This is a genomic window from Leisingera sp. JC11, assembly GCF_040704725.1.
GTDB lineage: Bacteria > Pseudomonadota > Alphaproteobacteria > Rhodobacterales > Rhodobacteraceae > Leisingera.
This window is the reverse complement of record NZ_JBFCVS010000006.1, coordinates 101351-114657: the sequence shown is the minus strand read 5'-3', so window position 1 is coordinate 114657 and position 13307 is coordinate 101351. Positions and strand designations below refer to the sequence as shown.

General features: G+C 63.7%; 12 protein-coding genes. 8 read left to right on the top strand and 4 right to left on the bottom strand.

Annotation, left to right across the window (positions count from 1 at the left end; genetic code table 11):
• The first annotated feature begins 3 nt into the window (after positions 1 to 3).
• From AB1A62_RS08615 to AB1A62_RS08605, 3 genes are read left to right on the top strand one after another with little or no spacing between them, the layout of a single operon-like run.
• A complete protein-coding gene (locus AB1A62_RS08615; protein ID WP_366661101.1) occupies positions 4 to 1884 on the top strand; it encodes a VWA domain-containing protein in 1881 nt (626 codons plus the stop codon).
• A gap of 1 nt (position 1885) precedes the next feature.
• The gene (locus tag AB1A62_RS08610; RefSeq protein ID WP_366661100.1) at positions 1886 to 2059 is read left to right on the top strand and encodes a hypothetical protein; all 174 of its coding nucleotides are present in this window, start codon (positions 1886 to 1888) and stop codon (positions 2057 to 2059) included.
• The gene (locus AB1A62_RS08605) at positions 2056 to 2280 is read left to right on the top strand and encodes an NnrT protein (protein WP_366661099.1); all 225 of its coding nucleotides are present in this window, start codon (positions 2056 to 2058) and stop codon (positions 2278 to 2280) included. Before AB1A62_RS08610 ends, AB1A62_RS08605 begins: the two co-directional genes overlap by 4 nt.
• Before the next feature lie 118 nt (positions 2281 to 2398).
• Here AB1A62_RS08605 and AB1A62_RS08600 read toward each other — a convergent pair whose 3' ends face one another.
• A complete protein-coding gene (locus tag AB1A62_RS08600) occupies positions 2399 to 2647 on the bottom strand; it encodes an EF-hand domain-containing protein (RefSeq protein WP_366661098.1) in 249 nt (82 codons plus the stop codon).
• Positions 2648 to 2947: 300 nt separating this feature from the next.
• On the opposite strand from AB1A62_RS08600, the gene AB1A62_RS08595 reads away from it, so the two are divergent.
• Together AB1A62_RS08595 and AB1A62_RS08590 are read left to right on the top strand one after the other, a co-directional pair.
• Entirely contained in the window at positions 2948 to 4099 is a 1152-nt protein-coding gene (locus tag AB1A62_RS08595) for a GNAT family N-acetyltransferase (RefSeq protein WP_366661097.1), read from the top strand.
• Positions 4100 to 4126: 27 nt separating this feature from the next.
• Positions 4127 to 5356: a polysaccharide biosynthesis/export family protein gene (locus AB1A62_RS08590; protein ID WP_366661096.1), complete on the top strand. Its 1230-nt coding sequence runs from the start codon at positions 4127 to 4129 to the stop codon at positions 5354 to 5356.
• A gap of 110 nt (positions 5357 to 5466) precedes the next feature.
• Here AB1A62_RS08590 and AB1A62_RS08585 read toward each other — a convergent pair whose 3' ends face one another.
• Complete coding sequence (locus AB1A62_RS08585) at positions 5467 to 6630, bottom strand: glycosyltransferase (RefSeq protein WP_366661095.1); 1164 nt, start codon at positions 6628 to 6630, stop codon at positions 5467 to 5469.
• Positions 6631 to 6716: 86 nt separating this feature from the next.
• On the opposite strand from AB1A62_RS08585, the gene AB1A62_RS08580 reads away from it, so the two are divergent.
• Positions 6717 to 7484: a hypothetical protein gene (locus AB1A62_RS08580; RefSeq protein WP_366661094.1), complete on the top strand. Its 768-nt coding sequence runs from the start codon at positions 6717 to 6719 to the stop codon at positions 7482 to 7484.
• A 7-nt stretch (positions 7485 to 7491) separates the two neighbouring features.
• On the opposite strand, the gene AB1A62_RS08575 is transcribed toward AB1A62_RS08580, so the two are convergent.
• Both AB1A62_RS08575 and AB1A62_RS08570 read right to left on the bottom strand, forming a co-directional pair.
• Positions 7492 to 8595, bottom strand: coding sequence for a DegT/DnrJ/EryC1/StrS family aminotransferase (locus AB1A62_RS08575; protein WP_366661093.1), 1104 nt, complete (start codon positions 8593 to 8595; stop codon positions 7492 to 7494).
• Positions 8592 to 10157 (bottom strand): lipid II flippase MurJ, encoded by a 1566-nt coding sequence (locus AB1A62_RS08570; RefSeq protein ID WP_366661223.1) that lies wholly within the window; start codon positions 10155 to 10157, stop codon positions 8592 to 8594. Before AB1A62_RS08570 ends, AB1A62_RS08575 begins: the two co-directional genes overlap by 4 nt.
• A gap of 346 nt (positions 10158 to 10503) precedes the next feature.
• Here AB1A62_RS08570 and AB1A62_RS08565 point away from each other — a divergent pair, with 346 nt between their 5' ends.
• Positions 10504 to 11730, top strand: coding sequence for a sugar transferase (locus AB1A62_RS08565; protein ID WP_366661092.1), 1227 nt, complete (start codon positions 10504 to 10506; stop codon positions 11728 to 11730).
• A gap of 85 nt (positions 11731 to 11815) precedes the next feature.
• Positions 11816 to 13276, top strand: a complete 1461-nt coding sequence (locus AB1A62_RS08560) for a hypothetical protein (protein ID WP_366661091.1) — start codon at positions 11816 to 11818, stop codon at positions 13274 to 13276.
• The last annotated feature ends 31 nt before the right edge of the window (positions 13277 to 13307 follow it).

The following is a 13307-nucleotide window of genomic DNA, read 5'->3' as shown; positions in this document are numbered from 1 at the left end:
GCCATGATCCACGCTCTCGACCTTCTGGAACCCGAAGAAACGGTTGGCAACCTGTGGCACGGCATGGCCACACGGATCGGCGCCGCTGAGGATGGGGCCGAACACACCGTCCGGTTCGAGGACATGCGCGCCAGTGTGGCGGCGCTGTTCCGGGCGCTGGGCGGGGCCGGGGGCGTGGAAATCCAGGTGGCGCCCGCGGTGCTGTCGGACCACCGCCCGGACCGGCTGCGCCGCATCGGCACCCCGCGGGAGATGGCCCATATGGCCAGTTTCGACGGTGAGCGCCTGCGCCTGCCGCCGGAAATGGCTGCCTTTCCCAGCCGCGAGCTGAACCGCAAGGTCTACCTGTGGCTGGCCGCGATTGCCGCCACGATTGAACTTCCAGAGCGCAACGAAGACCGCTATCAGGCCGATCAGCTGGAGATCGCTGCCAATGCCCGCTCCGCGGACAAGGTGTTTGCCGCCTGTCCGGGGCTGCGTTCTACCTATGGCGCGTTCTGTGCCCATATTGCCGAGACACGCAAGCGCAACGGCCTGCCGCGGTTCGAAGCGAGGATCGAGCGGATGGTGCTGGACCAAATCGGCTCCGATTGCCGCATCGCCGAGCCCTGCACCTGCACAGCGCCGCGCGGCTACCGGAGCTATCAGCCGGTGCCGTTCTGGCTGCGCCTGCCGGTGCTGCAAGCGGGCAGGGGGGCAGCCCCTGCAGCGGATGAGGAGATAAAGACGCCGGGCCTGGCCGTCTCCACCCGCAAAACAGCCAAGCGGCAGGATCTGGACCAGACCACCCGCAAGGACAGTTTCATCGTCCACCGGTTCGAGTCCATCCTGTCCTGGGCCGAAAGCCTGAACATCAACCGGATGGTGGATGACGACGACAACGAGAACGCCCAGAAAGCGGCGGAGGATCAGGACAACCTCACCCTCTCGCAGCACATGAAGCGCGCCGCGTCGCGGCTGCGGATCTCGCTGGACCTGTCGCCGCAGGATGCCGAGCATGAACGGCTGGCGGGGCAGTTCACCTATCCCGAATGGAACCACCGGCTGGGCAAGCACATGCCCGCCCATACCTGCGTGCTGGAAGCCGAAGGCAAGCCCGCCGACAGCTTCCATCCCGATCCGCGGCTGGTCGCCCGGGTGCGCCGCCAGTTTGCGCCGCTGCACCCGCGCCGGGTGATGCTGCCGCGGCAGCTGGACGGCGATGAGCTGGACCTGGAAGCGGTGGTCAAATCCCATGTCGATCTGGCCTGCGGCCAGCAGGGCAGCGACCGGGTCTGGCAGGCCAGCCGCCCGATGGCCCGCGACCTGAGCGTGGCGGTGCTGATGGACTGCTCCCGCTCCACCGAGGCAACCGTCGGCGACCGCCCGGTGATCGAGACCGCCCGCGAATCCCTGGCAGCGCTTGCAGGCGGCATCGCCACCGCGGGCGACCGGCTGGGCATCTGGGGGTTCTCCTCCCTGCGCCGCGACCGGGTGTTCCTGACCCGCGCCAAAGGGTTCGAGGATCCGATGTCAGAAGCGGTCACCGCCCGTATCGGCGGTTTCAAGCCCGGCCATTACACAAGGCTCGGCGCCGCGATCCGCCATGCCTCCGCCCAGCTTGTCGAAGAAGGGGCCGAACGCCGCCTGCTCTTGGTGCTGACCGATGGCAAGCCCAACGATCTGGACCACTACGAAGGCGTGCATGGCATCGAGGACAGCCGCATGGCGGTGCGTGAGGCGCGTGCGCTGGGCCAGTCGGTGCATGGCGTGGTGATCGACGCCGACGGGCAGGACTGGTTTGCCCGCATTTTCGGGCGCGCGGGGTTCACCCTGCTGCCCGACCCGGACCGGCTGCCGCGCGCGCTGCCTGAAATCTATCAATCCCTGACCATGGAGCACTGAGATGAAACGCATTCTTTCTCTGGCCCTGCTGGCTCCTTCCAGCGCCCTTGCCGCCACCTTCGAGCGGCCCATCCCGCAGCCGCAGACCGAAACCGCGGAGTTCTGGTTCCTGGTTGGCTCCATCGCCCTGATCATCAGCCTGGGGTTTGTCCAATACTTGGTGAGCCGGCGATGACAGCGCAGCCTTCCTGGCGGTTGCTGGCGGCGCTATACCCGTTCGGGGCGGGTGCCGCGGCGATCAACATCTTCTTTGCCTCGCTGATTGCCAGCTGGATCGGCTGGCGGGTGCTGAGCCCCTATGAATCCGTGGCCTGGGGGTTGCTGCTGGGCTTGCCCGCGACTTACATCTTTGCCCGCCATATCGAGCGGCTGAAACGGCAGGCCGATGGCAGCTGACATCTGATGAACGTGTAAAAAGGCCCTGCTGAGCAGGGCCTTGCACCATTTAACATCACGGGGAACCACAAGTGGCAAGGCGGCTGGTTTTGAGGGGGGGAGCCGCCTTGCCGCGGGTTCAGCCAGCCGCGGCCAGCAGGCCGGCTTCCTCCGCTGCCTTCACCTCGGCCAGATCCGCCTCGCCGTCTGCATTGGCGTCGATGGTCGCAAAGGTTTCCTCTGTCAGGTCGGGAAACGCTGCCTGCAGCTCTTCCAGCGAATAGGTGCCATTGCCGTCGGTATCGGCTTCAGTGATGGAATCCATCGCCGCCAGCGGCGAAGCGGCCAGGGCAGCAAATGCGGCGGCGGTCAGTGCGAGTTTTTTCATGTGAGACACTCCATTCAATTGCTTTGATCTTCCTGAGACCGCGGTGTTCCGCGTGCCATGGGACAGTGCTAGGCCGACGCAGAGCTTGCTTCTATCGTCTTGATGCAGGTTTACGGTTTCCGGCGCCTGCATGCCGGAACAGTCCGGTGTGCCCGGCGCTTTGCCGCTCCGGAAAACCTCTGATCCTTTATCCGCCTACGGTGTGTGCGCCCTCGTGCGGTTATCTGCCGGTTCTGCTGACGGCGGTTAATTCACCGGTCTGCGTGGACAAGGCTCGAATGCCTTCTAGGTTGCAAAGGGGTGTTCTGGCTGGCGGGTGTTGTGGCGGCAAAGACGGAAATCATAACCAATCTTGGTGCGCTGGAGGCGCTGCAGCCCGCTTGGGCTGAGCTGCATGCCGCGTCCGGCGGCGGACCGTTTTCGTCGATGGATTGGATTTTGTCCTGGTCTGTGGCCTTTGGTGAGCGTGCGGCGCCCCGGATCGGCTGTATCTGGCGCGATGGCCAGCTGACAGCAGCGCTGCCGCTGGGCCTGAAGCGCGAGCCGCTGTGGCAGGGCGGGCCTCAGGTGCGCAAGCTGTCGATGCTATGCAGCGACCGTGCAGGATTTCACGACATTCTGGCCGCACCTGGGCAGGAGGCGGACGCCGCGGCGCTCCTGGACGAAATGCTGGCGGCCAGGGACTGCGATGTCGCGGACTTGACACCGATGCGGACAGCGGCTGCGTTTGGCCGCATCAGCGATGCAGGCGGCAGCGGCAGTTTCCGCAGCCGCCAGCGCCAGGAAATCCGGGCGGCAGTCTGCCGCCATGATGACGGTCTGGACGCTTGCCTGGCCCGGCGCAGCAGGAAATTCCGCAGATCGCTGCGCGCGGGCCACCGGGCACTGAAACAGCGGGAGCATGAGATGCTGATGGCGGACAGCCCCGGCGCAGCTGCAGACCGCATTCTGGACGCAACGCTGAGCTTGTCGGCACGTACCTGGAAAGCCAAGCTGGGCACCGACATTGGCACTGATACACAGACCCGCGTGTTTTTTCAGGAGCTTTGGCGGCGGATGTCAGCCAGCGGCACGATGGTTGTGCACCTCCTGAACATCGATGGCCGCCCGGCGGCCAGCGGCCTGTGTGTCGAGGCGGGTAGAACCTCCTACGGGCTGATTCTGGATTTCGATGAGACCTACGGCAAGATCTCTCCTGGCCGGATCATGGCGTGGCGGGGGATCGAGGCTGCCATCGCGCGCGGGTGCGAAACGTCGAACACGCTTCGTTCAACACCGTTCCTGGACCGCCTGGCGGATGAATTCGAAACCTTCCACCGGCTGCGCATCTGCCGCCGCTACGGCTGGGCTGACCTGTTGCTGACCGCCCAGGACGTACTGCGCCCGGTAGGGAAGAAAGCGCGCAAGCTGAAGCAGCTGCGCACCAGAAAGCGGTCCGCCTTCGCCGGCTGACCAGATTGGCAAGAGGAGGGACCGCCTATGGCCCGCCGCACATTCATCACCAGGCTTCCGGCCCTTTTGGTCGGGGCGGCCGTTCTCGTCTGCCTGGCCGCTGTCACTGCGGAAGCAGAAACGCCGGTGCTGGGGCCAGGGGACGAGGTGAACATCTCCGTTCTGAACCGCGAAGACCTGACGCGGGACTACAGGGTGCGCCCAGACGGCAGGCTGTCCCTGCATGTGGTCGGCGAAGTGCCGGCGGCCGGGCAGACACCGGCCGTACTGGAAGCCGCCCTGGAAGCGCTGCTGAGCGAGCGCACTGGCCTGCCGGCCTCGGTTGCCGTCAGCGTGACCCGCTGGCGCCCGGTGTATGCGCTGGGAGATGTGGTGACGCCCGGCGAAATTGCCTATCGCGAGGGCCTCACGGTTGCGCGAATTCTAGCAGTATCCGGTGGGCTGTACCCGCGCGAAAGTGAAGCGGCCTCCAGTCAGCTGGACATCCGGATCGCCGATGAGCGCTCCAAGATCGCGGTGCGCCAGTCCGCCATGGTGGACCTGCATGCGCAGCGGCTGCGCCTTCTTGCCGAAAGCTCCGGTGCCGTCTCCCTGGTGCCGGACGCGGCCTTTTCTGCTCTGGCCGGACCGGAGGCGGATCTGCTGATCGCTGAGCAATTGGCAATCCTGCGCACCCGGGCGGAGCGCGATCGGGTACGGGCGGCCTCTGCCCAGACCCAGGCGGAACTGGCCGCGCAGGAAGCCGCCGCCCTGTCCAATCAGCAGGCGATCCTGCGCGAGCAGATCGAAACCAGCGCCAAGGCCCTGAAGGACCTCGAAAGGCTGCTCGACCGAGGGCTAACCAGCACAGAACGGGTACGCCAGCTGCGAACAATCTACAATGACGAGAACATCGAACTGATGCTCTCGGCCAGCTATGAGGCGCGCGCGCGCCAGACGGAAATCAACCTGCTGTCCTCGGTCGAGGATGCCCGCCGCGTGCGGGCGCAAGAGATTACCACGGAGCTGGCTGCGGTGATGGCCGCCATCCGAAACGAAGAAGCAGAAATCACCGCCTCGCGCGAGCTGATCCGCGCGCTATCCGCGGCGCTGGGTCAAGTGCCCGCCACCGGACCGTTGCTGCCGCCGGAATACCGTATCCGCCGCAACACCGGGCAGGGGGAGCAGGTGCTGCCCGCTGCATTGAACACCCAAGTCCTTCCCGGCGATCTGGTGGAGATCCGCCGCGGCGGGTTCGCAGTTGTCGAACCGGGGTAGCGCGGAAGAAAGCCCAATGCCTTGGAATTGCGTTTCCGGAAGATGCCGGTTTAAGCAAACACCGGTGTTGTGCGCGTCTGCGTGGCAGGTTGAACGGACAACTCCCGCGGCTACCGGATACCCGCCGCCTTCCGGCCGCGTGGGGTGTGTGCAGGAGCATCTGAGGGCAACAGCCCGCTGGCGAAACTGTCGAATGCCCCTACCGCAGATTCCACCTGATAAGTGCCGGCCGCCATTTTGCCCTGCGCCAGCATTTCTGTGTCCGGCGGCGACTGCAGCACGCTGAGAATTGCTGCGGCAAGCGTGTTGCGGTCTCCCGGAGGCACCAGCTTTCCCAGCTTGCCGCCCTGCAGGATTGCTTCCGGACCCAAGCAGCGGCTGGCCACCAGCGGGGTGCCTGCTGCCAGGGCTTCAACCGCGACATTACCAAAGCCTTCGCGCAGCGACGGCAGCACCGCCAGCTCAGCCCGGGCGAAGTCACGCAGCAGATCCGGGGAATACCCCATCAGCCGCACGTGATCCGCTACGCCCAGATCGAGCGCCAGGGCTTCCAGTGCCCGGCGTTGCGGCCCGGTGCCGTAGATCAGCAGCTCAGTTTCCGGTCTGGCTTGCCGCACCTCGGCGAAGGCGCGGATCAGCACGTCATGCCCCTTCTCCGGTATCAGCCGCCCGGCAGCCACGATCCTTCCCGGCACCCGGTTTGGCGGATCGCGGCGCAACCGGTCCAAGTCAGTCTCGTTCAGAACTGGGTTCGGCAGGCAGGCCAGCGGCGGGCCAGGCAATTTCAGCGTTGCCTTCCAGCCTTCGCCGAGCGCCCGCAGCGGCACCGCCAGGTTGTCCGCCCTTGGATAAAGTGCGCGGATCAGCAGTTTCCGCAACCGCGTATGGCGCGCCGCGGCCAAATAGGCTTCTGCTGTTGTGTGCTCGGAGATCACCAGCCTTGGCCGCAGGCGGGGCGGCAGCAGGGAGACCGCTAGGACAGCCGAAAGGTTCATGGCGTTGGTGCCGGAGTAGAGAACCGCGGCGGGATGTTTCCGCAGGAGCCGCGCCAGTGCCCAAGACCGTGCCAGCAGCCCATTGCCGCCGCAGTCAAGAACCGTCACATCGGCGGGCAGCTGCGCCAGAAGCTCTCCCTCGGGGCGGTTCAGCACCAGCACCGGTGCCCAGCGGCTGCGGTCGAGTCCGCACAGCAGCGATTTCACCACCACCTCGATCCCGCCCGCCTTCAGATGCGGCAGGGCAAATGCGATGATTTGCGGCTGTTTGGCTTTCATCTTCAGTCCCTGCAGGGCGGGCTCCGGGTCAAACCGGAAACAGGCCCTATATCCTTAGCTTGTGTTCAACTGACAGTAGGTCCGCCATGCCATTGCTCAAGTGCGGCCCGCGCGGGCGGGTGTTTCCTATCCTGGCCATTGCCGCCGTCCTGGCAGCGGGCAGCAGCAGGGCGGAGGGCTTGTGCCCGCAAGAGGGCCGCCACTGGCACTTTGACGACGCTGCTAAGCACGGCGGATTTGCCCATGTTCAGCTGCAGCGTGGTACTGCGGTTCTGGCTGAAGATCCGATGCTGCCGGGCAATCAGGTGGCGCGGCTGACGGCCGGCCCCAAGCAGAAGGGCAAGGTCGGCAAGGCGGACTATGTCCACAGATTCGCACCGCTGAAGGCCGGCAGCGTGATCCTGATGCAGGCGAGGTTTTATTTTCCGCCCGGCACACCGCTCAACAGCCTGATCCTGATGGATCTGGAATGCGCCTCATGCGGGCTGGACACGAACCCCGGCGTGCGTCTGTACTTGCGCCGCGGGATGCTGAGGGTGGACCGCTCCAAGATCGGTATCAAACAGGCATTTCTGCCAACCGCGCCGCGCATGGTTGCTGCCGGTGTCTGGCATGAATTGTCCTGGCAAGTGACGCTAGGCGCGGGCGAGCATGGCCGCTCTGTCGTGATGCTGGACGGTGAACAGGTGGTTGACGCCCGCGGTACTACCCTGCTGACGCAGGAGATCGTGTCCCAGCACATGGACATCACTGTGCAGGAACAGGCTGACCGTTTTCAGGTCGGGCTGACAGCCAATTCGAACCCGGAAACGGTGGAAATGCTGCTGGATGATGTCCGCTTCTGCCAGCTCTGACAGTAGATCAGATGGTCCTGTGCAATACCTCGCAAATCCGCTGCAGATCCTGCGGCTGCAAACCCGGATGCACCGGCAGTCGCAGCACCGACCGCTTCAGTTCCTGGGCTTCTGCGTGGCCGGATAAATCCACTGCGGGATGGAACTGCCGCCAGAAGCGCACGGACTGTATGCCTTCGGCCTGCAGCGCGGCATGCACCCGGTCGGCGTCTGGCGTGAACAGCGGAAAGAATGCAGGGCACGCGCCTGCGGGCAAGTACGGCATCAGCGGCCGCATGCCGCTGCGCTGCGGGACACCTTGATGCAAAACCTCAAAATTCGCCCTATGGGCCGCGGTAAAGCTTGTGGCATCAGACGTCCGCAGCAACAGCCGGGAGACGCGAGATATTCGCCCGCGCATGTCCGCGGAGTCTATTCCCGCCCGCGGGTGCCATGCTTCCAAAAGCTGCGGTGAGGGCGGCGTTGTTTGCAATGCAGTGCGGGACCGGCTGAAACTGCGCCGCAGGACGCCTTTCAGCCCTGCCAGCGCAGGTCGCAGGGGGGGGACAGACAGCCGCTCCAGCGCCTGGGGTCGCGGCTGGCACAGCCACAGCGCGCCGCCGTTCGGCAGCGGCAGGGTTTTCACCAGGCTGAAGATGGACATGTCACTCTGGCAGCCCAGTGGAGCGCCGTCTGCAGCGCGGGAGAACAGCCCCAGCGCTACATCTTCGATCACCATCGCGTTATGCTGCTGCGCCAGCCTTTGCATTTCTGCGACAGGCTGCGGATAGCCGAAGTAGTGGATGGTATAAATCGCGGCGAATCCGCCGCCGGCCAGCTGGCGCCGGATGTCATCTAGGTCGGCAGACAGGTCCTGATGAAGCCGGTACAGGGAGACCTGCAGCCCGGCAGCCAGAATTGCGTCTGCTTCGGACCCGCAATGCCAGGCCGGCAGCAGTACCTTGGCGCCACGCGGCAGCCCGAGGGCGCGCAGCCCCTCGCGGATTGCAAAACGCCCGTTGCGGGTCAGGTGGGTTTGCGGGCTGTCAAAGGGAAACGGCAGCGCTTCGCGGCGCAGCCGCAGCCGCAGCGGCAGCGGCGGAGATTTGTGGATATACCCAGGCAGACTCACGCTGCGCTCCCGCGCACGGCCTTGCGCAGCAGCATGCGTATCCGCGCGGTTTCCGGCACTTTCAGAAGCGTCGCGGCGGCAACATAGGCCAGTCCGCCGCACAGCCCGCAGAGCGCAAGTACCAGGATCACCTCGACCCGGCTGGCCGCGCCGGGCCCGGCAGCCGCTTGCACTATCCGGATCGTAATGGCTGCAGCGGCCGCCGCCAGGGCCATAGCAGCAAAGGGCCGCAGCTCCTGCAACCGCACCAAAGGGCCAAAAGAACGGCTCAGCCAAAGGTAAAGCAGCGCCATGAGCAAGGTCATTGAGGCAAGCGAAGCTGCAGGCACGGTCAGAATGCCGTACTCAGGCAAAAACAGCCAATTGAGAAAAATCCTAACGGCCAAGGCTGCGCCGATTGACGTCGCGATGATTCTGACATGCGGCTGTTCCGGGTCAGCAAACAGCGCCGATGCCAGCGTTCCCAGCACCGCATTCACCAGCAGGAGTGGAGCGAGCCAGGCAATGATGCCCGCCGTCTGCGCAACGGCCCAAGGCTCAAACGCGCCATGACCCAGCAAGACTGAAACCAAAGGCTTGTTCAGCAAGAAAAGCATGACAGCGGCCGGCATTACGAACAGCAGGGTGGCGCGCAGCGAGTCCTGCACGCTGGTGCGGAAGGCGTCCCGATTGTCTTGGGCCAAATGGCTTGCGAATTCGGTGTAATAGACGATCACCACACTGCTCGTTACCACCCCTGGTGCCATGCTGGTCATCCGTTGGGCAAATTCCAGCGTGGCCACACCGCCCTCGCCGGTCTGTGAAGCCATGGCCAAATCAATCCAGCCGGCGCCGATCATGTGGAATTGCGACAGCAGCATCGCCCAGATGCGCCGCCGGGAATAGGGCTGTTGCGGGGCAGGTGATTTTACCGGCGCCCGGTTGCGGGATAACGCGTGACGCAAGCCAAGCATGAAGATTCCTGTCATTGCCACGGTGCCTGCGGCTACGGCGGCCGCGATGGCGCCCAGACCGAAGGCGAAGACAGGCACCAGTGCCAGGGCGGAAGCTGCGAACAGCCGCGGCATCAGCCGGGCAATCACCGGCATCCGGAACAGCCTGAGCGCATTCAATGTTGCCCCCGCCAGCGCAGTTGCGGCAGAGAGCGGCAGCACCGCGAGCAGTACCCGGAAATAGAATTCGGCTTCCTGGCGCTGTTCCCCGGAAAACCCGGGGGCCAGCAACGCGACAATTTCCTCCGACAGGGCGAAGGCTGTGGCACATAAGGCTGACGCCGACAGAAACACCTGCCAAAGCCTCTTGCGCAAATGTGCTGCCAGGATGTCCAGCCCTTTGGTTTCCGCCAGCCGCACCAGAGGCGGAACCTGCAGCAGATGAAAGGCGCGTTCCAATCCTGCGGCAATGTTTGAAACCAGGCGGCGGGCAAAGAAAAAGGCGTCCGTGGCGAGCCCGGCGCCAAACAGGTTTGCGATTGCCAAGGCAATGACAAGGCTCAGCCCCATTCCGGCAGTTTTCCAGAAAGTGACCGAGACAATATTTTGCAGTGTACCCCGCCGCTTCATCAGCGGCACTTTCCTGGAACCAAGAAAACTTCCCCCCGCTACTTCACCTTAGCTTCATTCTGGAGAACGGCCATCTCTTTGCTGAACATTGATGCTCTTCCGCGACGGAACCCGAAGCCAAACGGCCGGAAGTTGCAGCGGGATATTGGGAATTCATTTTCAAAACAGTGGTTTGGTGGGGTCTTATCCCTTCGGCGTATGCCGGTTGGTCAATTGACACGAATCGCCTCGTTCCGTTGCATCGGGTTCAGGGGACATCGCAGATTTCACCGTCTCTTATTTTTTGGGGGTGGCGAACGGGCCTGCGGAACTATCTCAAATACTGGGAATTGTATGGGGGTATACAATGAACCGGGTTTTCTTTCGCGGCCCGTCCGGGGGGGGCGGTGCTGCAACTCGTATTGATGGCCAGATTAGCGTTCCTGCAAAAAGGGCAAGTGCTGCAGAACGAAGGGCCAAGTCAAAGCCGCAGCGAAGGCGTGCCGCCGGGGCGGCAGAGGACGCAGGTGTGGCTGGCGTTGTTCCGGTACCGGCACGTGCATCCGCCTCGGGGGCGAAAACCAGGGGGTTGCTGAGCGGTGCCGAGCTGCGCACCGGCTACGCGCCTTCCAATCCGCTTCTGGATACTGTGATCAACCGCGGGCTGGCACTGCTCCTGCTGCCGCTTGTCAGTCCGCTTATGCTGCTGATCATCGTGATGCAGAAGCTGCTGGTGCGCGGTCCTGTGTTCTATGCCGGCCGCCGCCTTGGGAAGGACCGCAAGGAATTCAACATCCTGAAGTTCCGCACTCTGAGCTTCAATGCCGGCACGGTGACCCGCGACCAGACCTTGCCGCGGCGATCCATGACGGAGACAAGAATTGGCATTTATCTGCGCCGTTCGCGGCTGGATGAGCTGCCGCAACTGATCAACATACTGCGCGGCGACATGGTGTTTGTCGGCCCGCGGCCGATAAGGCCGGAAATCGAAGACCTTTACCGTGAACAAGCACCCGGCTACGAAGAGCGCTTCCGCATCCGCCCGGGGCTGGTCGGCTTTGCGCAGGCGCTGATGACCCACGAAACCCCCAAGCACTTGCGGGCCCGGTTCAACCGCATGTGCTGTCGTACGCCGATCCGCTACCGCGCCGCTTTCGGCTTTCTGGCCTATGTCGGCTTTTGCGTGCTGGCAAAATCAGCCCGTCTTGCACTGTCTGGGATAGCGGACCGGTTCCGCCCGCTTGCCGCGCACAAATGGCTGCGGGCCGGTTTCAATTGCCCGCCAGATAGCAAGGTAGAGCTGTCGGCAGGCAACAGCACCCATGTTGGAGCGATCTGCGGCATTTCGGATGAGGTTCTGCAATTCGTCTCAACCCGCCCCTTTCCCGAGGGCGAGCACTTCGTGATGCTGGTGCGCACCCGCAAGTCCGGGCGTATTTGCCGCCTCAGGGTGCGGGCAAAAATCGAACATTGCGAACCTGTCGGGATCGGCCGCAGCGGGTTTGCAAACTATGCGACCTACTCCACCACGTCCAAGGGGGCGAAGCATTTCGTTGAACGGTACTTGCTGCAATCGTCGGTGATTTCGTCATGACCAGGGGCAGCCGGCAGCAGCGGGCAGACGCCCGCACAGTGGAACAGCAATGCGGGCTGCAGGCGGATCACCGGGGAGGCCGGCTATGATAGCCCATTACCGACAGCTGCTGCACTACTACCGAGGGCTGGTTGCCCTTGTCTTTGTGATCCTGGTCGGCGGCACCGCCGCAATCAGCACTTTCTTTCTCTATGTCTCGCCAGCCTATGTGGCGTCGGTCAAGGTTTCATTGCTGCCGACGCAGACAGAGCTGGCATTCAGCCAGAACTTTGTCCGGTCCACCACGATCAACCCGGCAAACCTGCTGACTCAAACCCATATCGAATATCTTTTAAGCCGGGAAATTGCCGCCAAGACCGTGGACCGGATGGCGGCTGAAATTCCCGCTGATCCTCCGCCAGTTCGGTCCGCCGATGCGGAGCCTCGGGCAGGTGCAGAGCCGCAGCTGGCGCGTCTCAAGCACCAGATCGGGGAGCGCTTCACCGATTTCCGGCGCAGCGCCCGCCGGATCTACAACATCCTGAATTCGGGGCGGCATGTGCAGCTTGACCCCTACACAGACGCGGTGCTGACGCTGCAGGATTCCATTGATGTGGATATGGTCGAAGGCACCTACATCCTGAAGATCAAGGTCTATTGGAATAAGCCCGAACTGGCGGCAGCGGCTGCCAACTTCGTGGCTGACGAATATGTCGCGTATGCCCGGGCCCAGGCTGACACCGCATCGCGCCGGATGGAGGAAGTGCTGAGCAGGGAAATTGCCAAGGGCAACGGAAATTTTTCCGAATTGGAAAATCAGATCAAGGCATTGCGGCTGGCCCGTGCCAACAATTTCGCCGCATTGCGCGTCATCGATCCTGCAATTGTGCCGCTCTACCCTGCTTTCCCGCGGGTGATCGTCAACACCATCTTTGCCATAATCGGCTGGGTCATGGCATCGGCCTTTCTGGTGATATGCGCGGATACCTTCTCTGGCACTGTCAAAACCGACGCCGATCTTCGGCGGCAGTTCGGGCCGCGGGCCCTGGGCACCATAGCGCTCCATCGCCCCAAACGAGCCAAGCTGGCAGAACTCGCCAAGAAGATGAACATGCAATGCAATGCCATTCCCTGGCAAGGCGCCGTGACCGCAGTGGGCAGTGACAAGGAAAGCCGCCGGTTGACCGCGGTGATCGAGGTTGCCCTGCGCCGTCTCAAAGGCCGCCAGATGCAGAAGGAGCAGCACTTGGAACGTGTGGCAGGCCTGGTGGGGGACCAGGGTGGAACTGCAGCAGTCCGGGCGGTGCCCGGCGGTCCCCGCGAGACGGTTGTACAGCTTGGGCGCCTGCTTGATGGGCGCGCCGAAGCGGTGCCTGCAACAGGGGTCAAGGTGACTGACCTGGGCGGTGCCAATGACAGCTTCTGCATGGGCAATGCCAGGGGGTTGAATTGGGTGGTGATCGGGATCCGTCCCGGCACCGTGGCAGAGGAAGCGCTGCAGGGGCTGACTGCCCGGCTGCAAGGGCAGGGGGTGGAGAATATTTTTGGGGTATTTTTGAAAGGCTGACAGGAGGTGACCGGGGGTGCTTCAGCACAAC

What these genes read in the sequence shown, in the direction of transcription:
- AB1A62_RS08605 (WP_366661099.1), top strand. Translation starts at nt 2,056, where the DNA reads ATGACAGCGCAGCCTTCCTGGCGGTTGCTGGCGGCGCTATACCCGTTC.
- AB1A62_RS08570 (WP_366661223.1), bottom strand. Translation starts at nt 10,157, where the DNA reads ATGAAGCGGCGGGGTACACTGCAAAATATTGTCTCGGTCACTTTCTGG.
- AB1A62_RS08580 (WP_366661094.1), top strand. Translation starts at nt 6,717, where the DNA reads ATGCCATTGCTCAAGTGCGGCCCGCGCGGGCGGGTGTTTCCTATCCTG.
- AB1A62_RS08585 (WP_366661095.1), bottom strand. Translation starts at nt 6,630, where the DNA reads ATGAAAGCCAAACAGCCGCAAATCATCGCATTTGCCCTGCCGCATCTG.
- AB1A62_RS08590 (WP_366661096.1), top strand. Translation starts at nt 4,127, where the DNA reads ATGGCCCGCCGCACATTCATCACCAGGCTTCCGGCCCTTTTGGTCGGG.
- AB1A62_RS08565 (WP_366661092.1), top strand. Translation starts at nt 10,504, where the DNA reads ATGAACCGGGTTTTCTTTCGCGGCCCGTCCGGGGGGGGCGGTGCTGCA.
- AB1A62_RS08600 (WP_366661098.1), bottom strand. Translation starts at nt 2,647, where the DNA reads ATGAAAAAACTCGCACTGACCGCCGCCGCATTTGCTGCCCTGGCCGCT.
- AB1A62_RS08610 (WP_366661100.1), top strand. Translation starts at nt 1,886, where the DNA reads ATGAAACGCATTCTTTCTCTGGCCCTGCTGGCTCCTTCCAGCGCCCTT.
- AB1A62_RS08560 (WP_366661091.1), top strand. Translation starts at nt 11,816, where the DNA reads ATGATAGCCCATTACCGACAGCTGCTGCACTACTACCGAGGGCTGGTT.
- AB1A62_RS08615 (WP_366661101.1), top strand. Translation starts at nt 4, where the DNA reads ATGATCCACGCTCTCGACCTTCTGGAACCCGAAGAAACGGTTGGCAAC.